This window comes from Rosistilla carotiformis, assembly GCF_007753095.1.
Taxonomy (GTDB): Bacteria; Planctomycetota; Planctomycetia; order Pirellulales; family Pirellulaceae; genus Rosistilla; species Rosistilla carotiformis.
Genome location: NZ_CP036348.1, coordinates 2149272 through 2172299, shown reverse-complemented (window position 1 = coordinate 2172299; position 23028 = coordinate 2149272). Strand labels below are relative to the sequence as shown.

The window sequence follows — 23028 nt, the reverse complement described above, 5'->3', positions numbered from 1 at the left end:
GCAGAGCCCGATCTGTTTATGATTCAATCTAATAGATGATGCGTCCCGCCAACTGCGGGACGCTTGCCGATCCGGTCGGCGGCGATCGACTAGCTGAGCATCTTCTGCAACGTGTCGACCATCCGTGTCTGCACCATCCCCTTGAACGGCATCGCTGCCAGTGGCAGTTGGCTTTCGACATCGACAACGTCTTCGCTGACCGACAGCAGCGATTTGATCTTGAACCCCATCGCTTCGAACGAAATGGTCAGCGTGTCTTCTTCCCAGACCCGCTGCATGTTCTTGACCTTGTCGCCATAATCGCGCTCCATGCGTTCGGCCATGTAGTCCAACTTCTCCTTGGCTTTTTCTTTGCCCAGGGTATTGGTGACTTGGGAGTTCACTTTCGGCATCTGCTTTAAATCCTGAATGAGATATTTTGGGTTTCGCCACTGCGAACCGGTCGGCTAGCCCTCGCGAACGATGGCACTGATCTGTTTGAAGTTGGGATCGGCAGCGGTCTGGCACCACTCGAATAAAACGCTTTCGGTTGTCACAAGCGTTGCCCCTTCGGATTGCATTCGATCCAGTGCGATCTGATGATCGCGAGCGCCGCGAGCCCCAACGGCATCGGCAACAACGAAGACATCGATTTGCCGCGCCAACAAATCTAACGTCGTTTGCAAAACGCAGATATGGGTCTCGATTCCGACAACAATCCATTGGGACAAGCCGTGCGCGGCGGTAAGCTGAGCAATCGATTCGCAACCCGCGCCACTGAATGCAAGCTTTTCGTCGGGCGTTGGGAACCGTTCGGCGAGGGGCGATGCCAGTGGACCAAGTCCTTGCGGATACTGGACCGTCGCCGTCCGCGGCACGCTGAGCAATTCCGCCGCACGGCACAACCGATCGGTGTTGGCGATGATTTGAGGACTCCCATCGATCCCCGGCAACAGCTTGGTCTGCAGGTCGACGACTAGCAATCCGCTCCCCGTGCGGTCGATCAAGCGGCTGCTTCGAAAGGTAGGATCCATCGGACTCATTAAATGCGGGCACGGATTTGCGGGTCGTTGGAACCATCCTACCGTGCGGCTCATTTTCTTCCAAGCTGCCCGACATTTAACGGCCGTGCCAATCGATGGTCCCCGTCGATCGATCCACGAGGCGGGCCGCCCGACGCGCTGTCGAAGGCTGTCCTAGTGGAATGCCGCCGCGGATCGATCCGTGTCATGCGCTTGATTGCTCCGCGAATCGATTGCTACTAAGCTCAAGACACTTATGAATCGCAGGTCCTTTCCCTTACCGATCGCTGCTCCAGTGAATCCATCGAACTGAATTGAAGAAGGGGGAGGGATGCGGATCGATCTGGTGATTACCGAATTGTTTATTGGCGGCGCCGAACGTCAGTTAACCGAACTGGCGATCGGGCTGGCTGAGCGGGGAGCCCAAGTGCGAGTGATCTCGCTGGATGTGTTGGCCGATTCGCCGCCTCAGGATCAGCTGTTGCGACGTCTGCGAGCTGCCCAGGTCGAAGTTCGCTCGCTCGGCTGCCGTTCGGTATGGGCGTTTCCACAAGCGATCCTGCGGCTGCGACGGCTATTTGCCGAGGATCGCCCCGATCTGGTCCAGACGTTCTTATTCCATGCCAATGTTCTCGGCATCTGGACCGCAGCGCGTGCGGGGATTGCTTTGCGCGTCGGTGGTGTGCGGGTCGCGCAGCCTAACCGAGCCCGTTTGTGGCTGGAACGGCTCGCAACGCGGCGGATGCAGGCGATCGTCTGCGTCAGCCAAGCCGTGGAAGATTTTGCGAGACAGCACTTGGCCAGCCCCCAGACCGCCCTGCTGACGATCCCCAACGGCGTCGATGGCAGCCGGTTTTCACAAGCCGCACCGATCGACTGGGGAACGCTGGGCATCGCGACGGAGGCCGATGTCATTTTGTATGTGGGGCGTCTGCACCCCCAGAAGGGTACGGATTGGCTGATGGAAGCCGCCCCGAGACTGCTGTCTGAAAATCCCCGAGCTGCGTTGGTGATCGTCGGATCCGGGCCGTGGCAAGCGATGGTGGAATCCGAGTTGGCGAAGCTGCCGGCAGGACGCACGGCCTTAATGCCGTTGCAGGCAGAGATCGCCCCGTTGATGGTCGCTGCCAAGGTGTTGGTGCTGCCTAGTCGCTACGAGGGGATGCCGAACGTCGTAATGGAATCGATGGCGGCGAATCTTCCCGTGGTTGCCAGCGATGCAGAGGGGGTTCGCGAGCTGCTAGGGGAAATGATCGAACCACAAATCGTTTCTTTTGGTGATACCGATGCGCTCTGTCGCAAGCTCTCGGCGCTGCTGGCCGAATCGGAACTTCGGTCGGAAGTTGTTGGCAGCAATAAGGTTAGGGCGGACTCGTTGTTCTCGGTTTCCGCCATGGTCGATCGTTATCGGGAACTTTACGAAAGCCTCGCTGCGAATCCCTAAGCGGTGTCGGATCGGGGCTGGGAAAAAATTCCGCGTCCGGAAGTGCTTGTCAGGTAATGACCTAAGTTTGCTAGCACGCCTTCGGTCGCGGTGTTTTCTACTAGGATTTGGTTGACCGCGGGACGGGGATCGGTATTCTGTGGTGGTCACGTATCGCGACGTAAGACCTTCACGGAACCTGTCTTACGCTCGCATTGAAGGGACGAAATCGATTGCAAGATGCGCACATGACCCTGTCAGGCAAGACATCAGAGATTATGCTGTTGGGCGACGCACACCCCAAAGATTGGCGGTGGGCGAAGGCTTTGACGTGGAATCGCGATGAAGCCCGACAAAAAACGGAACAAATAGCGGATGACGCCTTAGAAGGCACGAATAAATCGATGTGATGTCGAGCCGAATTCGGGTCCATGGGGTGCCAATCCGCACCACGATCCTCCTTCCGCGAGGAACGCCTTGCATGGATTCGGACACGCGGTCAGCCAACGGCCACTGGCTGACGGCACGATGCGTCAGGCAATTGGCGATTCGCAGAATCGCCAACGTCTGAAATATTGAAGAAAGAGTCCATGGACTGTAGACAGGATGTGTACAGTCGCGACCGCGCGGTGAACAACTTCGGTTGTCCACCGTGCAAGTCTTGACCTTCCGGGCACATGGACGTGCCCCGGTCAGGCTTGCTTTCATCGCTTTTCTTGCGGACTTTGCTTCCTCACCCTCGTTCGCGTCCCCCTAGCTCGCTCGATGGGATATCATCCCTGAGATGATTCGACGCCTTCTTTCCACGTTTTCGCAGCCCTTTGATTGCTCATGACTGATTCCGATTCCTCCACCAGCATGCACGTGCCGGTTCTCCCGTCGGAAGTCATCGAAGGCCTGGACCTCGCCCCCGGCAAAACGATCATCGACGGTACTTTTGGCGGCGGTGGGCACGCCCGATTGATCGTGCCGCGGATCTCGCCTGGCGGCATGCTGATCGGGATGGATCGCGATCCCCATGCGATTCATCAATACGGGGCCCAGTGGCGTGACGCGTTGCCCGGCCCCGAAATCGCGGGAACACCGTTGCCGCAAATCGAACTGATCAACGACAGCTACCATCGCATCCCGCAAGTGCTACAAGAACGGGGCCTCGATGGGGTCGACGGGATCCTGTTGGATCTAGGTTTATCGAGCGATCAATTGAACGATCCTGCGCGCGGCTTCAGTTACCAAACCAGCGGCGACCTGGACCTTCGCTTCGACCCGACCAGCGGCGAAGCAGCTCGCGATTTGTTGTTGCGTTTGCCCGAGAAAGAGATTGCCGACCTGATCTATCAGTTTGGTGAAGAGCGTTGCAGCCGGCGGATCGCCCGGCGGATTGTCGAACGCCGCAAAGAACGCCGCGCCGTGACCACCGCGGATGAATTGGCAACGCTCGTCCGCAGCTGCGTCCCTCGCAGCAAGAACCATCGAATCGATCCGGCCACTCGCACTTTTCAAGCATTGCGGATCGCTGTCAATCATGAGTTGCGGATCGTTAAACAGGCGTTGGAAGACCTGCCGGGCTGCCTCCGACCGGGCGGGCGGCTCGCCGTGATTAGCTTCCATTCACTCGAAGACCGGATTGTTAAATACGCATTTCGCGAAGCGGATGATCTCGAGATCCTGACTCGCAAGCCCCTTCTGGCTTCCGATCGCGAGAACGCCGAAAACCCGAGGGCCCGTAGCGCGAAGCTGCGGGTCGCGGTTAAAAAAGGTGGAAGCCAAGATTAGTTCTGCGGTCTTTTCCGGGGGGCGGTCGGTTGCAGTTTCCGTTGGCAGCAAGGGGGGGGCACTATCGCCTACCGCCGGTTGGTCGCCTCGATGGTTCTCTGTTCCGCATAGCCAGCGAGCCAATCGTCACTCCCGAACTCTGTGTCGCGATGGAGGTGAAGGCACCGATTTGCAGATAGCGGGAGAGCGGAAATTTGGCGCACCGGCTAGTTGGCAGACGAAGATTTGGGCTGCGAATTCGCACGCCACCAGGCATTCGCTTCCTCTGCTGTCCAGGGGTGCTTGGCGGCGAGTTCTTCCAGCCGAGCGCGAAGCTGAGCGGCGTTGTCGGGGCGATCGTCGGGCGACTTGGCAAGACATCGCATGACGATCGCATCCAACGCCGGAACCGAAATGGTTGCACCGGCTTGACTTGGCGGCAGCGGCATCACGCCCAAGACCTGCTCAAAAATCATCTCGGGATTTGCTGTCGTGAACGGTGGCCGGCCGGTCAACATGAAGTAGCCGACCGCGCCAATTGCGTAGACATCCATTCGTGGGTCGACGGCGGCGGGAGTGCGAACGCGCTCAGGAGACATGAACATCGGCGTTCCGGCCCAGATCGTCTCCCGCGTGCGGAATTCTCTACTGTTGGGGGCAACCGATTTTGCCAAACCGAAATCGAACAGGATGAGCCAATCGGGTTCGTTTCCCCGCCGCGTGATGATGATGTTTTCGGGCTTGATGTCGCGATGGATCAGCCCCGCAGTGTGCGCCTCTTCGATCGATTTGCACAGCTGGATCAAAAAATGCAACACCCGGCTGGTGGGCAACGAACCGCTGCGGAGGATGACCGTGCTGAGGGTCAAACCATCGAGATACTCCATCGCAAAGTAGATCAAACCGTCGTCGGTGCGACCGTAATCGAGGATCCGGATCGTGTGGGGGCTGGTCAACTGGGCCGCCAGTTTAACTTCGCGATCAAATCGCCCAACGTCCACCATGGTCAAGCGGTCGGGCCTTAAGATCTTGACGGCGCTGGCGCGCTTCAGCAGCGAGTGCCGCGCACGATAGACATACCCCATTCCCCCTTCGCCAATCTTCTCGAGTAACTCATAGGCTCCGACCTGTTGCATTTTCGAATCGGTCGAAAATTGGCGGGGGCCAAATAAGCCGATGCCAAACCATGGCAGCGCCGTCAGGCCCAATGGCAGCAGCAGCATCGCGGCAAGACCATACCGCATCTTCCGCGAAAACGCGTAGGCATCGCCGAACGCCATTTCGCTGATGATCCCGAGCTCCAGTTCGGGAATCCAACGCCAGGCTCCAACCACCCATTCGCCGTGAATGTCGCGATAGCCTTCGATATTCGAACCATCTTCGCCAACGGTCACCCGAGCCGCCGCTTCGGTTAGTGGCAACATTTGACGCGGTCGTTCGGAATGGTATCCATTGGCCAGATTGCCCCCCGGATCGACCACACGGACAAATCGATTGGACCCGTCGGATGTGTCGATGATCCCCAGTTCGGCCCAGCGGTTCTGGTACCGCGATCGCATCAGCATGTTTGCGTTGCGATCGATACAAAACGTGTCCGCTGACGTGCCGACGTTTTGTTTTTCAAAAAACGCCTGGAAGTACCGCAACCAATTCGGATCGCGCACGCGAAGCACCGCCTTGGGGCTGGCCCCCGAGGCGTCGATCGGAAACGAGATCCACATCCGTGCCGACGACTCGGAATCGCTGTCCGACGTGCCGGCGGAAGTCGCCGTTGGGAATTGGATCTGAACCGTTCCATTGAGGGCGCGGCCCAGTTCGATCATCGACTCGGGAGGCATGTGTTTGCCAATATCGCCACGGTCCGCCTGCGAACTAGCCAAGGTTACCCCCTGGGGGTTCCACAGCGCGTATTGCACTTCGTCGCCGAATAACGTGGCAGCGCGATCGCGCAGCCGGTCGGGAAGTGGACTGTCTAATAGCTGATCTCGTGTCGGAGAAGGCCCCAATTCGGAATAGTCTTGGGCGATGTTTACGAGATCGGGATCGCGCCCCCAAAGCTTGCCATCGGTCTTCAGCTGCGTCGCCCACTGCTGGACTCCTGCGGTTGCCGATTTGACGTTGGAACGCAATGCGGCTCGTTCAAAATCGATCGAGTAGCGGCGGACACCGCGGTCGATCAACCACGCGACAAACAGGGAGACGAGGCATGTCAGAAGAAAGATCGCAGGGCGTGGCGAGCGGTGTAAACGTGATTTCACCCAACTGGTGACCGACGGTTTATTGGGACGCATCCGCGCCAGCACCGCTGCATCGTTGACAATCGTTTGCGAGGATTGCGGATGAAACGCCGTCTGCCCTTCCCGCGTGGCCGCTTCGGAGTCGTGGTGCTTTAACAAGTCCAGCACGTCGCTGCGAAGTGCCGTATCCTCGCCACAGAGCGAATCGAGTTGAGCCATTTGGCTATCGAGGGGCACGCTTTCTACAGCAAGAAAAATCTCTTTGACGCGTGCGTAGCGCTCCGGCGTCATTCGCGTGCGTCCTCATCGAGCGTGTTCCTAAGCCAAGCGCGGGCCATCGCCCACTCTTTCTCGACCGTGCGAAGTCCCATTTGCAACGCGCCGGCAATTTCTTTCATCGTCATCCCGCCGAAAAAACGCATCTCGACGATCCGGGCTTGCGTGGGATCCAGCCCGGCCAAGGTTTCCAGCAGGTCATCCAACGCCAAGACGTCGGCATCGCGTTCCATTGAAAATGTCGAAACGTCATCCAGTTCGATCCGTGACCATTCGCCACCTCGTTTTTGAGCATGGACACGTCGCGCATGATCGACAAGGATTCGCCGCATCACCCGTGCACCAATCGCAAAGAAATGCGTCTTGCCGGCCCAATCCACGCGACTCTGATCGATCATCCGGAAATAGGCTTCGTGCACCAACGACGTGGCACTCAGCTTGTCGCGGTCGGGTTCGTCACGCAGGTAACTGCCCGCCAAACGAATTAAATCGTCGTAGACGAGCGTGAATAGCCCCTCTGCCTTAGGGTTCCCCTTGGCACGCTGTGACTTCAGAAGCTGGTCGGTTGCATTTTCCATCTGTTCTCGGGGAGACTGTCTTTTTCGAACCCAAGTGTTTTATCTGCGAACTCGCAAACCGAGAAGCCGCGATTGTGAACGCCACAACCAACAATCCATACCTTTGTAAACTCCACCTATTCTACCCGAAATGGAATAATTTCACTATTGCGAACTAACAAAGCGATCAAAAGTTGCCAAATCGGGGCGGCCAAACCGGTCGCAAGGACAATAACGTCTAACGACACCACACTTGTCCACGGAATATCCAGTATTTAATTGTCCTGCCCCGCCTGCCAGCGGGGGCTGCTATCACCCGTATAGGCGTCACAATCCAAAAAAACCGCACCATCAAGGTGGTGTCGGTCGACGCCCCCTGCGGATATCCAGTCGTTTTAACTGTCCAAGATAACCACTAGATCGCCGGTGTCGACCTGACTCCCCGGCTTCACCACCAGCTTCTTAACCAAACCTTTATGGGGGGCGGAAATCGTCGTTTCCATTTTCATCGCTTCCAGCACCAACAGTTTCTGTCCCGCTTGAACCTTGTCCCCCTCGGCAACGGCGACACTGACCACCATCCCCGGCATGTTCGCCGCTATTTGAGCCGAATCGCTGGGGTCGGCTTTGACCGCTTTGGCGTTCTCCGGTTCCAACGCCTTGTCGATCACTTCGATCTCTCGGGGTTGGCCGTTGAGTTCAAAGAAGACCGTGCGGTGCCCATCGGGATGCGGTTGGCCGGTAGCCAAATATTTCACGATCAAACGCTTGCCAGGCTCGATATCGACAGCGATCTCTTCACCGGGTTGTTGCCCATAAAAGAAATTTGGAGTCGGGATATTGCTGACATTTCCATACTCGTCGCGATACTTCGCATAATCGCTAAACACCTTGGGGTACAGCAGCATCGACGCGGCGTAGCGATCGGCATCGCTGCCGACCAGTGATTCGGCCTCCGCCTTGGCAGCCGCAACGTCCGCCGGGGGCATCGATTCGCCGGGGCGGCCGGTCACCTGAGTTTCTCCCTGTAGCACCACATCGATCATCCGCTGCGGGAAGCCACCCGGCGGTTGCCCCATCCGGCCACCAACCAGATCGACGACGGACGCCGGGAAAGCGATCGGTTTGTCCGATTGCAACACATCCGCGGCGGTCAATTCATTGGCGACCATGAATAGCGCCAGATCGCCAACGGCTTTGGAAGTGGGAGTAACCTTGACGATATCCCCTAACAATGTGTTGCACGCGGCATAAGTTTTGCAGACTTCAGCCCATCGATCGCTGAGTCCCAAGGCGCGGGCCTGTTGAAAGAGGTTGGTGTATTGCCCGCCGGGCATCTCATGTTCGTAGAGATCGCCGGTCGCCGGTAGCACCAAGCTTTCGAAAGGCGTGTAAAATTCGCGCGCCGCCTGCCAGTAGGTGGCCAACGACGTCAACGCTTCGGTCGAAAGGGAGCTTTCTCGCGGCGTGTTTCGAAACGCTTCGACCAGCGTGTTCAGATTCACCTGTGACGTTCCCCCCGACAGCGGCGCCAACGCGGCGTCGGCGATCTGCAGTCCCTCATCGGCGGCCGCCAAAATTGAAGCCCCCTGGATCCCGCCGGTATCGTGCGTGTGGAAGTGAATCGGAATTCCCACGTTCTCACGAAGCGCTTTGACCAGCGTCCGCGCGGCCTGTGGCTTCAACAAACCCGCCATATCCTTGATCGCCAGCAGATGCGCCCCCAGCTTTTCCAGTTCCTTGGCTAGGTCGACGTAGTAGTTCAACGAATACTTCGTTCGCTTGGGGTTCTGGATGTCGCCGGTGTAACAGATCGACGCCTCGCAGATTCCCCCAGCATCGATCACCGCGTCCATCGCCACGCGCATGTTCGGCACCCAATTCAATGCGTCGAAAACACGGAAGACATCCATCCCCGCGGCGGCAGCTTCTTTGACGAACAATCGCACGACGTTGTCGGGGTAGTTCGTGTAGCCCACGGCGTTGGAAGCTCGCAACAACATTTGGAACAAGATATTGGGGACCGCCGCCCGCAGATCGACCAAGCGGTTCCAGGGGCATTCGTTCAGGAACCGCATCGACGTGTCGAACGTTGCCCCACCCCACATCTCCAGCGAGAACAATTGCGAAGCCAGGTGCGAATAGGCCGGTGCGATCTGCAGCATGTCAAAGCTGCGGACACGAGTTGCCAACAGCGATTGATGCGCATCGCGCATCGTGGTGTCGGTCAACAGCAAGCTGGATTGATTATTGATCCAATCGACCAGCCCGGAGACTCCACTTTTCAAAAACACATCGCGGGAACCCTCGGGCGGCTTGGCCGCAACCGGTAGCTCGGGAACCGGGGCCGGTGCACGCCGCGTTGCCACGGGCCGATCCAAAACCAGTGGGTTGCCGTTGACAATCGTTTCACCTAGGAACTTTAGCAGCTTGGTGGCTCGGTCGCGGCGGCGCGGCAGTTGAAACAAATCGGGGGTTGTGTCGATCAGTCGCGTCGTTGCGTTGCCCGACAGGAACTTTTCGTTTTTGATCAATCGGGTCAGAAACGGAATGTTCGTCTTCACACCACGGATCCGGAACTCCTGTAAACAGCGTTCCATCCGCGACGCCGATTCGGCCAGAGTGCGACCGCGTGCGGAGACCTTGACCAGCATCGAATCGTAAAACGGATTCACGACAGCGCCACTGAACGCGCTGCCGGCATCCAAGCGAATCCCCAAACCACCGGCGGAGCGGTAGTGGGTGATGCGTCCATAATCGGGCAGGAATTGGTTCTCCGGATCTTCGGTGGTCACACGGCATTGCATCGCAAAGCCGATCGTTTTCAGTTCCTCCTGCGGGGGCAGTGCCAATTCGGGATCGGTCAACGGGAGCCCGCTGGCAACCATGATCTGCGATTTAACAAGATCGATCCCCGTCACCTCTTCGGTCACCGTGTGCTCGACTTGGATCCGCGGATTGACTTCGATGAAGAAGAAGTCGCCCGTGTCGACATCCAATAGGAATTCGACGGTACCCGCGTTTTCATAGCCGACCTGATTTCCGATCGCCAACGCCGCGTCGCACAACGCTTGGCGGGTTTCGGGAGCAAGGTTGGGGGCGGGAGCCAGTTCGACAACCTTTTGATGCCGCCGCTGGACGCTGCAATCTCGTTCGTAGAGATGCAATAGATTTCCGTGCTGATCCCCTAACAGTTGCACTTCGATGTGCCGCGCGCGTTCGACGAAGCGTTCGACAAAGACTTCGTCGCTGCCAAAGGCGGTCAACGATTCGCGTTGGGCTTGCTCGAAACTGGCGGCCAGTTCCTGTTCGCCGCGGACGATGCGCATCCCGCGTCCGCCGCCTCCCTTGGATGCTTTTAACATCACCGGATACCCCACCTTGGCAGCTTGTTCCAGGGCGTCGTCGAGGTCGCGCAAAGCTTCGTTGGTGCCGCCGAGCACGGGAACGCCAACCTGTTGAGCGATTTTGCGGGCGGCAACCTTATCCCCAAGCATTTCCAGCGAATGCACGCTGGGGCCCACAAACGTGATGCCAGCATCTTCCAAGGCCTTCGCAAAATCGGCGCGCTCCGAAAGGAAGCCATATCCGGGGTGGACCGCGTCGATGCCGTGCGTCAAACAGATCTGCACGATCGCCGGAATATCCAAATACGAACGAATCGGCTCGCCCTGCTTGCCGATCTGGTAAGCTTCATCAGCCTTGAAGCGATGGAGCGCGTAGCGATCTTCGTAAGAATAGATGGCGACGGTGCGAATTCCCAATTCGTGGGCACTACGAAAGACGCGGGTGGCGATTTCGCTGCGGTTGGCGGCAAGCAATTTTCGGATTGGACGCATTGGGGATTCGCTGGATTTGGGGGAGCAATACTATTGGTGGTCGGTGGGGGACCGCCTTAAGAGAGCCTTTTTTATAGTGAGCCTTCGCCGCGACGGGGAGGTCCGCGTCAATAAATTTGCCTTCGAACAACACCAACCTGCCGCGGCGCTCTTGGGATTCCCACCGCGGCAATTTAGAATGGGCCTACTATGATGAATCACTTGCGATGCACTCTGAGCGTGATTTTTTTGGCAGCCGTGGCGGCAAACCCGTCGCTGTGCCAAGCCCCTCCGGAACTCGATACGCTTGCCGCGCTCGAAGCGGAAGCGAACCTCCCGTCGATCGAGAAAGAATTTCTCATGCGGATCGACGACTTTCGCGAACTCGAAACGGTCCTGCAACCGGTCGCGCGTAAAGCGATTGCGGCGACCGTCGGCGTTCGCTTGGGCGACGCTTATGCCAGCGGAGTGATCGTCAGCCGCGATGGTTTTGTGTTGACCGCCGCGCACGTCAGCGGTGCCCCCGGACGTTCGGTGCGGTTGACTCTATCGGACGGTCGCACGGTGAAAGGGACAACGCTTGGGCAAAACACCGACGTCGACGGTGCGCTGATTAAGATCGATGGTTCGGGACCGTGGCCCTTCCTGCCGATGGCGGATCCCAGCGTGGTCACGCGTCCGGGCGATTGGTGTTTGGCTACCGGGCACCCTGGCGGATACGATCGCAATCGTCCCGCACCGCTGCGACTGGGGCGAGTGATTTCGGTCAATGGTTACCGCTTGCGAAGCGATTGCCCGATCGAACCTGGCGATTCGGGCGGTCCCTTGGTGGATCTACGAGGCTATGTGATCGGGGTGCACAGCCGGATCTACGACGATGCCACGGGCAACCTGCATGTTCCCATTGTGACCTATCAACGGACCTGGGATCGGTTGAAGCAGAGTCAGGTTTCGGCGCTCGGTCCGGCCAGCAGTTTTTTGGCGCAATTCGATTTCGATCAAGACGGACAACTGACGCTCGCCGAACTGCCCGACGGACCGCGTCGTGACGCCTATCAACGGCTGGGGAAAACCTTCGATTTCGATGTCGAACAACCTCAAGAAATCAGCGAACTGCGAGCGCGGATCGGACTGGATCTTTCCAAACGCAGGAACGTGCAACTCGATCGCCCCGGCCGAATCCTGTTCCGTTCGCCCGGCGAACTGGAAACGCTCAGCGATTACTATTTCACGCGTGGGATGGCGGCATTAAACGTACTGCGTAATGTCACCGAAGACGCCAGCCGATGGACGGTGGATGTGTTGGTCGATGGCCAACAGGTTTCGACTGGGACGATCGTGGGCAGCGACGGTTGGATCGTGACCAAAGCCAGCGAGGTCGAAGCCGGCCGCCGCGGCGCGGCGGACGAACCGCCACGAATCGTCTGTCATCTGTTCGATAGCAAACGCTATGGCGCCAAACTGGTTCAAGTTGACAGGCAGTACGACCTGGCTTGGTTGAAGATCGAAGCGACCGATCTGGCGTCGGTTCAGTGGAGCGGTGACACCTCGCCGCAGGTCGGACACTGGGTGATCAGCACCAGTCGCGGACGAACGCCGCTGTCGGCCGGAGTGGTCAGCGTGCCCGCCCGCGAGATCCGATCGTCCCCTGGATTCATGGGGGTCGGCGGTTCCCCAACACGGACCGATGCGTATGTCGAATCGATCGTTCAAGGGAGTGGTGCGGCCGGTTCGGATCTCCGTCCCGGCGACGTCATCGTGGCGGTCAACGATGTCAAGGTACCCACTTTCGCCGCGCTCTCGACCGAAGTGCGACGTTTTGTTGGTGGGGATGTGATCGCGTTGCGCGTGGTGCGCGAGGGGGAGGAACAAATGATCGCGGTTCGGTTGGGGCATCGGATTGACCCGAAATCGCAGGATGATGCGGCGATGTCGGGACGTTTAAGCGAACGACGCGACGGATTTCCGTTTGCTTTTACGCACGATAGCGTGCTGTTACCCGAAGAATGTGGCGGCCCGTTGATCGATCTCGATGGCAAGGCGGTGGGGATCAACATCGCCCGCTCGCAACGAACCGGGTCGCTCGCATTGTCGGCCGCAACGGTTCAGCGGTTGTTTCAAGCGGTCCAGCAGCGATTCCCTACGCCTTTGTGAGCGATGTGTCCAAGCCACGAGGCAGCTTTCTAAAGAAGGGGTCCGCCCGCGGAGAAAGACGAAAACGTCTGTTTTGCAGGTTTTGCAGGCAATTCTTGTTTGACAATTCAAGGCTCTTGGCGTCAATGGCCTATACAGTGGCCCCCAGGGCATTAACAATTGCTAGAGGCATCGAGCATGCAAAGCGTGTGCCGTCGAGGTCTCTCGATCCTGCCACTTTTCGCATCATCACCGTGAGAGGAGACCTGAATGAGTGGGTACGACGCCTTCAGCGACGACTACTACATGAACATGCATCTGTCCACCGAACTGGACATGCCGCGTGAGCGCGAGTCGGTGATGCACTTTTTCGAACAGATCCAGCGTCGCTACCAATCGATGCAAAATTTCTATGCTCGCGAGAAAAACGAATTCGTTCTCGAAGAGGAGAAGGACGCGGGACAATACAATTGGGCGTCGGTTGAACCGCGGCGGGTCAGTTGCGGTTCGGTGAACCCCAAAAAGCTGGACGACGTCGTGGCGCAACATCGTTCGATCCTTGAGATCGCTCCGTACGCGCTTTCCATCAGTCCGCTGGAATGCGAATCGTTGAGCGTCATGTTCGGGTTCGACTTCACCTTCCGCGGCAACCAAAACGAATTGCTGGCTGAAGCGTTGGGCGTGCTTCCAGCGTTTGAGAAAGCGCTCGAAGTGCCCGGTGCGGCGTTGTTGTCGCACGAACCGTCGATCCAGTTTTCCCTGGACGACCAATGTCGCACGCAGTGTCGGATCGGATTTGAGACCCGCACGACCGCGTACCAGATCCGCACGAACGATTTTTCCGAAGACCAGTTGAGTGTCTATCTAACGGTGCGACGATTCGACAGCCTTAGCGTCGGCGAGAGTTTTGTCGAAGAGTACGACCGTCTGGCCGCTAAAGGCCGCAGCCTTGTCGAAGACTATCTGATCGAAAACGTGCTGCGTCCGCTGCAACAAACGATCGCGTTGCACTAACGCGATCCCTTTGTTATCGATCGACCGGCAGCGTGCCGGTCCTAGAGAATGGATCTGCGGGCGATTTTGAAATGCCCGCGTGCTAGCGGATCACGGGAGCTTCGGTATCCAAAGGCACGCCTGAATCCGCTGCCGGAGCGGTCGCTTGCAAAGTGGTTTGCTGGCCGGCGGGGCTCGCTTGCGGTTGGAACATCGCGGCCAGATCGTTTCCGTTTTCGAAATCGACCACGATTGGAGCGTCTCCGGTCGCTTGGCCGATCACCAATCCGGAGATCTTCCAGGCGCCGGCTTCCTGTTGAACGGCCCACACGACTTCAAACGATTGGGGTTCTCCCGAAGCGGAAGGTTCGGTCCAATTCGAATGGACCAACGCGGCATCCGATTGTCCGGGAACGCTTTCGCTGCGTGTGACGTCAAATTTGGCGTCTGGCGAACCGATCGGTTGCATCACCAATCCGGTGCGACGGAATTCTTCCCGCGCCTTGGTTGTCACCAAGCTCAACGATTCGGTATCCGAACCGCCACGCCGCATGGCGTCGAGGAATTGGCTGACCACGTTGGCGGCCGGAGTCATGTCGACGGCGGCTTTCGGAGCAGGCGCGGTGGCTGGACTCTTGCTAGCATCATTCTCGGCAACCGGCGTGCTGCTGGAGCCGCAACCGACAACCATCGACAAAGCCAACAGGGTCAATCCCAGACCGGTTTGTTTGTTGAAAGTCATAATTTAATTGTTTGTCTGAATCCCAGGGGCGAGCGCTCAGGTGCGCTAAGATTTCGGCAATCGAATTGCCGCCAGAGATGCTTGGTATTCAATTCGATTGGCCGCGGTCAAGCTCGATTCGAACGCCGCCATCGACAGGCTTAGCGCCAGCATAACAACTGGGTCTGGGTCGGCCGTGCGGCAGCTTGCCACTGGGCCAAGTGCGGCGGGAGGGCAAATTCGTAAGCCCGCTGTTGCGCGTCGACCGTGAAACCGGCCGCGTTCAGCTGCTGCGTGATCGCTTCGACCGAGTTCTCCGCAAGCGTGGCCGGAGTCTCGTGGACTTCGACGTAGATCGCTTGGATCTGCGGTAATTGATCCGTGATCTCGCCCAACACCGCTTCCTCGCTTCCTTCGATATCGAGCTTCAGGAAATCGACCTGGCGGTCGCCGATCACCTTCGACAGCTGTCGGCAGGCGACGGTCTGAGTGGTCGAACCGGGGCGTTGGGCCCAACCGGCGTTTAACGAGTTGCCCCGTCCGTCAGCGGTTGCCGCCAGCGCTCCGTAGAACGTCGCCTGCCCCTCGCGATCGCTGACCGCCGCCTCGATGCAGCGCACCCCTGGCAGGTCGTTGACGTCGACATTCCGTTGTAGCGCGGCAAACGCAAACGGATCGGGCTCGAAGCAGACGATCTTGGCTTGCGGCCACCGTCGCTTGCATTCGAGCATCATCACGCCAATGTTAGCGCCGCAGTCAATGAACAGCGCATCGTCGGACGGAGGGGTGAAGAAGGCAGGGAATTCGTCCGCCTCGCGACACATCGACTCCATCGCCTGGAGATCGGTGTAGTGCAGCCGGTAGCCGCGGAATCGGGTCACTCGAGAAATCGGAACACTCCCTTTGTGGCGCGGTGAAGCTTAAAACTGATGCTCGGGGCCAGGATATTCACCGCTTTTGACCTCCTGAGCGTAATCCTGGACGGCTTTGGAGATCACCCCCTGAACGTCGCTGTACTGTTTGACGAACCGCGGAAGATAGCCGTTGGTCAACCCGATCAGGTCGTTGGTGACCAAAACCTGGCCGCTGACTTCGCTCCCGGCACCGATTCCAATCGTGGGAACCTTGATCGCGGCAGTGATCTGGGCGGCGATGTCGGCCGGTACGCATTCGATCAGCACGGCAAACGCTCCCGCGTCGGCAGCCGCTTGGGCGTCGGCGATCAACCGTTCCGCATCGCGTTGCACGCGATAGCCGCCATCGATGTGGATGTTCTGCGGCCGCAGGCCGACATGGGCCATCACGGGAATCCCCGCAGTCACCAAGGCGTCGATCCGGTGGGCCTGTTCGCTGCCCCCTTCCAGTTTGACCGCTCGACAGCGGGTTTCTTTCAAGATCCGCGCCCCCGCGGCAAGGGTGCGGCCCACGTCCAGTTGTCCCTCGGGAAACGGAAGATCGACCACCACCAAAGCTCTGCGCGCCGCACGGCCCACCATTTCGGCGTGGTAGATGATTTGATCTAACGTCACTGGCAGGGTCGTTTCGTGCCCTTGAACGACCATCGCCAAGCTATCGCCAACCAGCAGCACATCGATTCCGGCTTCGTCGAGCACCCGAGCCGTCGGGAAATCGTACGCGGTTAGCATCGCGATCCGCTCTCCCTTGGCTGCCATCTTAGCTAGCGTTTGAGTTGTAACGGGTCTTGTTATTTCCGACATATTCATCCCAGATTACCGCGAGCTGCCAAGACAAGCTCGCCTGTGTTACCTATGTGTCCCGTAGCCACCCAAATGGTGATTCTTGGTAAGTTTTGTGGCCTAGGCAACCTGTTCTCAATGTTCCGGTTGTTCCGCCGGATTCAAATGCAACGGCTATTCGTTGACCTGATTCAATGGTTATACCGGTTGTAGCACACCGATCTGAGTTAGGCACGATGCCGTTACGTATTGTGACGCTAAACCCCGTTTTTCGGTTCGGATCACGAGTGTCAACGGATGAACTCCAAGTTACCTGCCGCCAAGGCTCGCAAAATCACATTGCTGGCAGCATTGCTGACCTCGCAATCGGTGATCGCCGCCGACCGATTGGACGATTGGTCGAGCCCGCGACCCATCAAATATGGGATCAGCGGCGCTTATGAGGGGCGTCATGAGTCTGGGGCGACGCGATCGACCTCGCCGTCGGTCCCGACGCCTCCGTTGCAACCGCCCATCAGCGATCGGACAAGTGGACCGCGTCCCCCGCAGCCGCCCGTCATGAGCGACGCGGTCTCGCCACCGCTTTCGACAACGGGGGGAGGCCTATTCCCCGCCGCCGAACCGATGCGTCCGGAGCACATCGGCCAGCCGCAGCCCTCGGCCAACGCAGTTTACGCCACCGCCAGCGAGCGTTCGCAAAGGCCTCTGGCGACCGTTTCGACTCCACCGGCACCGACGTCGCAGTATGAGCCCAGCGAGTCGACATCGATGCATTTCGCCTCGGTCCAGCCAACACAATCCGTTCTCGCTGCAGATTCGTTGATGACGCATGATCGGCCTTCGCAGTCGGTTCTCGAAGTGGCCGCGTTGCCGGCGAAACCGTTGGACGGATACGTGGCGTTGGATCCTTCGCCACCGTCGTTGCAGCTGCAGCCCGATGTCTCGTCGATCTATCCCGCCTACCAAACTTCGGTCGCGGCCGAGAAACAGCCGATGCTGCCCGTTCCGGTCGTCGAAACCAAAACCGTTTCAAACTGGCAGCTGGGACGTTTGGCATCGCAGAAAATCGAACATGCCGAAGAACTGCTGACGCGTCAGTCCCCGATGACCGCTCGCCAAGAAGCGATCGAAGCGTTGCATCTGATCGCTCAATCGACCGACGAAACGACGCGTAGCAGCGACGGGACCGAAGCGTTGACGCAAGCGTTGACCGCGATTCGCGAAGCCTCCGACTTTCTGGGACGATTTGGAGTTGTCGATGCGACGGCGATGCAGCGGCTGGTCGATTCGCATTCGACCCGCGTTCTCAAACGCTGCGACTTGGAACACGTGACGTCACTGCGGGCGGCGGACGTCTACTACGAATTCGCCCGAGGCCGGTTTGTCGATGCCGTTGCCGGATGGGCCCCCGCGTCGCGCGCATTGACGATTGTCGCCAAGACCGAACCACTGACCTCCGACGTTGGCGACAGCAACCTGTCGGCGGCACAGGTTTGCTGCTTGCGAGCGGCGATCGCGTGCGACCCCGACAACGCGACCGCGGCTAACGAGCTGGGACACGAATTGTTGGCCCTGGGAATGTTCGATGAAGCCCGTTGGGCGTTGGAACACAGCTACGCCAAGCGGCCTTCGACCGCTGCGTTGCAGAACCTTGCGGAACTGCATCGCGTGACCGGCAACATGGAACTGGCCCAAGCATGTGCGACCAATTTGGCGGTCCTGCAGAGCCAACAGCCACGCGTTGCGCAAGTCGTTCAACTGACACCAAGCCAGTTCGCTCAAATGTCGCCGCAAGTGATGACGGCGGATACCGGAGGCGCTTCCGCGGGAGACCCTTCGCAGCGTTCCAATGTTCAAACATCCCAAGTCGCTACGCAGCCCCAAGGGCGCGTGGCCAGTACTTTTGACCGTGTCAAAGGGATCTTTCGCTAGGAATCCTTGATGTCTTGCCTGAAGAATTTGGATGGATCGATGCCACGAACAAGCCTTTCCCGCATTGCGATGATGTGCCTGGTCAGCGTCGGCAGTTTATTGACCCAGACTGCCGACGCCCAGGTGCAGTACGCCCCTGTGGGCTACGAATCCACCGTCGCATCCTCCAACGGAACCGTGCTGGGAGCCCCCCGAGCGATCACCGGTCCGTCTGCGGCGGCTTGCAATTGTGGCCACCTGACGCCACCTTCGGCTTGCCTTGGCGGATGCCAACCGTGCATGAAAGGCTTCGATTGCGCCAACGGGCAATGCAATCCAAAGCTGAAATGGAAGAACATGTATCCCATCGATTTTGGACCCTATGGCCAAGGCGAATACGCCGGGCCATCGCGTCTTTCCCACATGCGAGAATACCGGGTCCGTGTCGGCGACACACTGCAGTTTACTTACGTGCTGTCACGCGACATGATGCGCAGTTCGTACCGGATCGGAATCGGCGACCAATTGCTGATCGAATCGCTCGCGGACGAAGCGGTGCTGACCCGAGGAACCTTTGAACGCGGATTGGAAGTCCAGCCCGACGGCACAATTTCGGTTCGCATCTTGGGCTCGATCCACGCCGCAGGCCTGACGATCGATCAGTTGCGCGATCAATTGGAAGAGAAGTACAAGAAGTACTACAACGAACCCGGAATCGACGTCACCCCTGTCAAGACAAACATCCTGTTGGAAGACATCCGCAACGCGATCGGTGGTGCCAGCGGGCTCAACGAACAGGCGATTGCCCGCGTGGTGACTCCCGATGGACGCGTGGCGCTGCCAAAGATTGGCCCCGTCTGCGTTCAAGGCTTGACGCTGGCAGAGATCAAACAAGAGATCAATCTGCGGTACCGATCGATGGTCGTGGGGTTGGAAGTCGAAGCGGGCTTGCAACAACAAGCGACGCATTTCGTGTCGGTCCTCGGCGAAGTCAACCAACCGGGGCGTTTCGAGATGCAAGGGCCCACAACGGCTTTAACTGCGATCGCTCTCGCACAGGGACATGTCGTCGGAGCCAACCTGCGTCAGGTGGTTGTCTTCCGCCGCGCGGAAGATTGGCGACTTATTTCGACGGTCCTCGATTTGCGAGGCGCGATCCTCGGGAAATCGCCGCTGCCCTCGGACGAAATCTGGCTTCGCGACGGCGATGTTGTCGTCGTCCCCTCGAGCCCGATCCGTCTGTTCGACAACTTCGTTCGGCAGGTCTTTACCGAAGGCATCTACGGAATCGTACCGTTCAGCGGATTCAGCGTGGTCGACGCCGTCAACGGATTTGCTGTCGAGAACCTCGTGAATTAAACGTCAAACGCTACGCAACTGACCCGAACGGTTGGCTTGCCATGTCTGGCGGGTTCGGACGTCCATCGCGGTTAACCAGCCGCCACCGTAGCAGTAGGTGTCCAGACATACCAAGTATCCAAAATCCATGATCTCCCCCTCCTTATGAGCGGTGTGACCGACAAATCCAATTTTGCCGTTCTCATGGGCGGGGGGAAGGCCATCGCGCAGCGAATGCCAACGCAACAGGTCGATCGGTTGATAATCCAGCGGTAGATCGTGTTTATAGGCCGCGTGCGTAAAGAAATAACCGTCGGTTTCGTAGTAGTCGCGCATGCCGGCAAAGAAATCGTGATGCGACGTAGGGATGACCGAGAAATCCCCCGCAAACCCATAGCTATCCAGCGTATCGATCCCACCAAACTGAAGCCAACGCTGCGGGGCGTCGCCCTCGAGCACCCTAAGCATCATTTCCTCGTGATTTCCCAAAATCGCCACGATTTGCGTGCGTTGGGAGGCCTCGATCAACAAATCGATCGCTTGACGCGTCCCCTGTCCGCGGTCGACTACATCCCCCAATACAACGATCGTGTCGTCGGGCTGAGGATCGATCGTCTCGAGCAGTGTTTTTAGGGCGTCGGAACATCCGTGGATGTCCCCAATCGCTATCAATCTCTCTGACATAGCGTCCATGAATGGGCAGTAGGGGAGGGAACAACCTCGAGACCATGGATGCATGATGAGTACAACAACAACCCAGATCCGTTCTAGTCACTAGACGGGTTTCGTGCGTGTTAAATCGCCAACGGTCTCGTTCAATGCAACAAACGATTGATTTATATCCGTTAATCGACGAAAATACAGGTGGTCTCCCCCTGCCGAAACGCGAGATGTGGAAATGCCAGGGTCGATCCGGTATGCTATTGCGTGGCACCGGCGCGGCCCCCCTGGACGCCACCCAAACCGACTCACGCCAAGCCAACGGTTTCGCGCGTTCAATCTAATTCACCGAGGAACTTGATCTTATGTCGATCGACATCAGCCCCTCTACCGTACCCGCCGAAGCCGTTGCAGGACCGCAGTCATCGGCCAATCGTTCCGAGGCGTTGGAGCGTGAACGCCTCGATGCGATCGCAGATCAGGCGGAGTTCGAGGAGGAGGATTACGACGACGAGGATGACGACGATGAAAGCTGGTTCGATGATGAATCGATCGCCTTTGTCGCCAGTTTGATGGCTCACATGGGAATCGTCTTGTTCCTTGCCCTGGCCACGCTGACTCCCCACGTCGACCCCGACGCGATCGTGATCGTGTCGCCGATGCGCGACGTCGCCGAAGACAAGATCCATTCGATCGAAGAGATCGTCGCCAGTGAAGTGCCTCAGGACCAGATCGGTTCGAACAGCGATTCGTTAGAAAGTGCGATCGCCATGGCAACGGCGGAAACGTTCGCTGAAACGGCTCAAATTCCAAGTCCCATGGACATGACGCCGCAGGAACTGGCGACCATCGACCTGAACAACTTCTTCACCGAACCGGTTGCCCCAACACAGGCGATGGTCAACAAGAAGGGAAGCGTTGGGCAAGGACTCAACGGCGCCAAAGGGGCCGTCGACCGCTTGACCTTTGAAATCTTGCAATCGATGGAAGAACGCCCGACGTTGGTCGTCTGGGTGTTCGATCAAAGCGGATCGCTACATCGCCAACGGCAAGAGATCCGCGATCGCTTCGACAAGATCTATGAAGAACTGGGGATCATCGACAGCCAATCCGAAAAGTCGGGCAAGCGAAAGAACGCAAGCGATATTCCGTTGCTGACTTCGATCGTCGGTTTCGGCAAGAACGTGAGCCTGCTGACCGAAGAACCGACCGATGACCTGAAGGTCATCAAGGACACCGTCAACAACATTGAAGTCGATTCCAGTGGCGTCGAACGCGCCTTCTCGGCGGTTTACATGGCGGCCAACGAGTTTAAGAAGTATCGCGTCAAACGAGGCTCCGAAGGGCCGTTGCGGAACGTGATGCTGGTCGTCGTGACCGATGAACGGGGAGACGATCAAGAGGGGCTCGAAACCACGATCGATCTTTGTCGCCGCTACGGCATGCCGGTCTACGTGATCGGATCTCCCGCACCGTTTGGCCGTGAACATTCGCTGGTCAAGTACGTCGATCCCGATCCCAAATACGACCAATCCCCTCAATGGGCTCAAGTTGATGCAGGCCCCGAGAGCGTGATGCCTGAGCGGGTTAAAATCGGGTACACCGGCAATTACCAAGAAGAACCGGTCATCGATTCAGGTTTTGGTCCGTTTGCTTTGACTCGCTTGAGCTACGAAACCGGGGGGATCTATTTCTCGGTCCACCCCAACCGCAATGTGAACAAACGTGTTCGCAAACAAGAGACCGAAGCGTTTTCGTCGCAGATCGACTACTTCTTCGATTCCAACACGATGGCGCGTTATCGCCCCGACTACGTCTCCCCCGAAGAATATGTCCGGCAGGTCCGGGCCAGCGCCCTGCGGACAGCGTTGACCACTGCGGCGAAAGATACGCAGCTGGAAACCCTGCAGGCCCCTAAAACGGAATTCGTTCGCCGCAGCGAAGCTCAGCTGGCGACCGAATTGGGAGACGCTCAAAAAATCGCGGCGGTCATCGAACCCCAATGGGTTCGGATGGCCGAGATCTTGGCTCAAGGGTTGAAGGATCGCGATGAGGAGATGAGCCCTCGCTGGCGTGCCGGATTCGATTTGGCGTATGGCCGCGTGCTGGCACACAAGGTCCGTGCCGAGACCTACAACGCCATGCTGGCCAAAGCCAAGCGTGGGATGCCGTTTGAAAAGGAAAAGAACAACACCTGGGTGCTGCAGGCAGCCGATGAGGTCAGCGTTGGCAGCAAGTGGGAGCGCGAAGCGGAAAAGGCACGTGAACTGCTGCAAGCCGTTGTTTCGGAGCATGCGGGAACCCCCTGGGCTCTGCTCGCTAAAAACGAATTGGAAACCCCCATCGGATGGAAGTGGGTCGAGAAGTATACCGACCTCAATCCTCCCGCGCGTGCTGGCGGCAACAATAACAACAATAACAACATGACCGCCGCGCAAGACGAAAAGAAGCGGATGTTGAAGAAACCCGCCCCCAAACGCCCGCTTCCCAAGCTGTGATCGGACAACC

16 protein-coding genes are annotated in these 23028 nt (G+C 58.2%); 7 read left to right on the top strand and 9 right to left on the bottom strand.

The features are described 5' to 3' along the window. Nucleotides 1-89: 89 nt before the first annotated feature. Nucleotides 90-392, bottom strand: coding sequence for a polyhydroxyalkanoic acid system family protein (locus Poly24_RS08040; RefSeq protein WP_145093063.1), 303 nt, complete (start codon nucleotides 390-392; stop codon nucleotides 90-92). Between the two features lie 54 nt (nucleotides 393-446). After that, on the bottom strand, nucleotides 447-1013 hold the full coding sequence (locus Poly24_RS08035) for an isochorismatase family protein (protein WP_197452411.1): 567 nt from the start codon (nucleotides 1011-1013) through the stop codon (nucleotides 447-449). 319 nt (nucleotides 1014-1332) lie between these two features. On the opposite strand from Poly24_RS08035, the gene Poly24_RS08030 reads away from it, so the two are divergent. Together Poly24_RS08030 and rsmH are read left to right on the top strand one after the other, a co-directional pair. Next, complete coding sequence (locus Poly24_RS08030) at nucleotides 1333-2445, top strand: glycosyltransferase (RefSeq protein ID WP_145093056.1); 1113 nt, start codon at nucleotides 1333-1335, stop codon at nucleotides 2443-2445. An 810-nt stretch (nucleotides 2446-3255) separates the two neighbouring features. After that, complete coding sequence (gene rsmH, locus Poly24_RS08025; protein WP_145093052.1) at nucleotides 3256-4200, top strand: 16S rRNA (cytosine(1402)-N(4))-methyltransferase RsmH; 945 nt, start codon at nucleotides 3256-3258, stop codon at nucleotides 4198-4200. Between the two features lie 206 nt (nucleotides 4201-4406). On the opposite strand, the gene Poly24_RS08020 is transcribed toward rsmH, so the two are convergent. The 3 genes from Poly24_RS08020 to Poly24_RS08010 all read right to left on the bottom strand — a co-directional run bounded on the left by Poly24_RS08020 (nucleotide 4407) and on the right by Poly24_RS08010 (nucleotide 11088). Continuing rightward, nucleotides 4407-6635 carry a serine/threonine-protein kinase gene (locus tag Poly24_RS08020; RefSeq protein WP_197452410.1) on the bottom strand — a complete coding sequence of 743 codons (2229 nt, stop codon included), beginning with the start codon at nucleotides 6633-6635 and terminating at the stop codon, nucleotides 4407-4409. 68 nt (nucleotides 6636-6703) lie between these two features. After that, nucleotides 6704-7270 carry an ECF-type sigma factor gene (locus Poly24_RS08015; protein ID WP_145093043.1) on the bottom strand — a complete coding sequence of 189 codons (567 nt, stop codon included), beginning with the start codon at nucleotides 7268-7270 and terminating at the stop codon, nucleotides 6704-6706. 374 nt (nucleotides 7271-7644) lie between these two features. Then, nucleotides 7645-11088, bottom strand: coding sequence for a pyruvate carboxylase (locus tag Poly24_RS08010; protein WP_145093039.1), 3444 nt, complete (start codon nucleotides 11086-11088; stop codon nucleotides 7645-7647). A gap of 189 nt (nucleotides 11089-11277) precedes the next feature. On the opposite strand from Poly24_RS08010, the gene Poly24_RS08005 reads away from it, so the two are divergent. Further along, nucleotides 11278-13221 carry a S1C family serine protease gene (locus Poly24_RS08005; RefSeq protein ID WP_145093036.1) on the top strand — a complete coding sequence of 648 codons (1944 nt, stop codon included), beginning with the start codon at nucleotides 11278-11280 and terminating at the stop codon, nucleotides 13219-13221. A gap of 249 nt (nucleotides 13222-13470) precedes the next feature. After that, nucleotides 13471-14214 (top strand): hypothetical protein, encoded by a 744-nt coding sequence (locus Poly24_RS08000; RefSeq protein WP_145093031.1) that lies wholly within the window; start codon nucleotides 13471-13473, stop codon nucleotides 14212-14214. Between the two features lie 82 nt (nucleotides 14215-14296). On the opposite strand, the gene Poly24_RS07995 is transcribed toward Poly24_RS08000, so the two are convergent. The 3 genes from Poly24_RS07995 to panB form a co-directional block, all read right to left on the bottom strand. Next, the gene (locus Poly24_RS07995) at nucleotides 14297-14935 is read right to left on the bottom strand and encodes a hypothetical protein (RefSeq protein ID WP_145093028.1); all 639 of its coding nucleotides are present in this window, start codon (nucleotides 14933-14935) and stop codon (nucleotides 14297-14299) included. A 140-nt stretch (nucleotides 14936-15075) separates the two neighbouring features. Further along, on the bottom strand, nucleotides 15076-15795 hold the full coding sequence (locus Poly24_RS07990; RefSeq protein ID WP_145093025.1) for an FkbM family methyltransferase: 720 nt from the start codon (nucleotides 15793-15795) through the stop codon (nucleotides 15076-15078). A gap of 39 nt (nucleotides 15796-15834) precedes the next feature. Beyond that, nucleotides 15835-16632, bottom strand: coding sequence for a 3-methyl-2-oxobutanoate hydroxymethyltransferase (gene panB, locus Poly24_RS07985; protein ID WP_261343105.1), 798 nt, complete (start codon nucleotides 16630-16632; stop codon nucleotides 15835-15837). A 276-nt stretch (nucleotides 16633-16908) separates the two neighbouring features. On the opposite strand from panB, the gene Poly24_RS07980 reads away from it, so the two are divergent. Next, nucleotides 16909-18543 (top strand): tetratricopeptide repeat protein, encoded by a 1635-nt coding sequence (locus tag Poly24_RS07980; RefSeq protein WP_145093017.1) that lies wholly within the window; start codon nucleotides 16909-16911, stop codon nucleotides 18541-18543. A gap of 39 nt (nucleotides 18544-18582) precedes the next feature. After that, nucleotides 18583-19881 carry a polysaccharide biosynthesis/export family protein gene (locus Poly24_RS07975; protein ID WP_197452409.1) on the top strand — a complete coding sequence of 433 codons (1299 nt, stop codon included), beginning with the start codon at nucleotides 18583-18585 and terminating at the stop codon, nucleotides 19879-19881. 3 nt (nucleotides 19882-19884) lie between these two features. Here the strand turns inward: Poly24_RS07975 and Poly24_RS07970 are convergent, their stop codons facing one another. After that, a complete protein-coding gene (locus tag Poly24_RS07970; protein WP_231753517.1) occupies nucleotides 19885-20544 on the bottom strand; it encodes a metallophosphoesterase family protein in 660 nt (219 codons plus the stop codon). A gap of 341 nt (nucleotides 20545-20885) precedes the next feature. Between Poly24_RS07970 and Poly24_RS07965 the strand changes: the two genes are divergently transcribed. Beyond that, nucleotides 20886-23018, top strand: coding sequence for a vWA domain-containing protein (locus tag Poly24_RS07965; protein WP_145093008.1), 2133 nt, complete (start codon nucleotides 20886-20888; stop codon nucleotides 23016-23018). Nucleotides 23019-23028: the final 10 nt, after the last annotated feature.

Coding starts and splice junctions, on each gene's coding strand:
- Poly24_RS08040 (WP_145093063.1), bottom strand. CDS start 392: ATGCCGAAAGTGAACTCCCAAGTCACCAATACCCTGGGCAAAGAAAAA.
- Poly24_RS08035 (WP_197452411.1), bottom strand. CDS start 1,013: ATGGATCCTACCTTTCGAAGCAGCCGCTTGATCGACCGCACGGGGAGC.
- Poly24_RS08030 (WP_145093056.1), top strand. CDS start 1,333: ATGCGGATCGATCTGGTGATTACCGAATTGTTTATTGGCGGCGCCGAA.
- rsmH (WP_145093052.1), top strand. CDS start 3,256: ATGACTGATTCCGATTCCTCCACCAGCATGCACGTGCCGGTTCTCCCG.
- Poly24_RS08020 (WP_197452410.1), bottom strand. CDS start 6,635: ATGGCTCAACTCGATTCGCTCTGTGGCGAGGATACGGCACTTCGCAGC.
- Poly24_RS08015 (WP_145093043.1), bottom strand. CDS start 7,270: ATGGAAAATGCAACCGACCAGCTTCTGAAGTCACAGCGTGCCAAGGGG.
- Poly24_RS08010 (WP_145093039.1), bottom strand. CDS start 11,088: ATGCGTCCAATCCGAAAATTGCTTGCCGCCAACCGCAGCGAAATCGCC.
- Poly24_RS08005 (WP_145093036.1), top strand. CDS start 11,278: ATGATGAATCACTTGCGATGCACTCTGAGCGTGATTTTTTTGGCAGCC.
- Poly24_RS08000 (WP_145093031.1), top strand. CDS start 13,471: ATGAGTGGGTACGACGCCTTCAGCGACGACTACTACATGAACATGCAT.
- Poly24_RS07995 (WP_145093028.1), bottom strand. CDS start 14,935: ATGACTTTCAACAAACAAACCGGTCTGGGATTGACCCTGTTGGCTTTG.
- panB (WP_261343105.1), bottom strand. CDS start 16,632: ATGTCGGAAATAACAAGACCCGTTACAACTCAAACGCTAGCTAAGATG.
- Poly24_RS07980 (WP_145093017.1), top strand. CDS start 16,909: ATGAACTCCAAGTTACCTGCCGCCAAGGCTCGCAAAATCACATTGCTG.
- Poly24_RS07975 (WP_197452409.1), top strand. CDS start 18,583: ATGCCACGAACAAGCCTTTCCCGCATTGCGATGATGTGCCTGGTCAGC.
- Poly24_RS07970 (WP_231753517.1), bottom strand. CDS start 20,544: ATGTCAGAGAGATTGATAGCGATTGGGGACATCCACGGATGTTCCGAC.
- Poly24_RS07965 (WP_145093008.1), top strand. CDS start 20,886: ATGTCGATCGACATCAGCCCCTCTACCGTACCCGCCGAAGCCGTTGCA.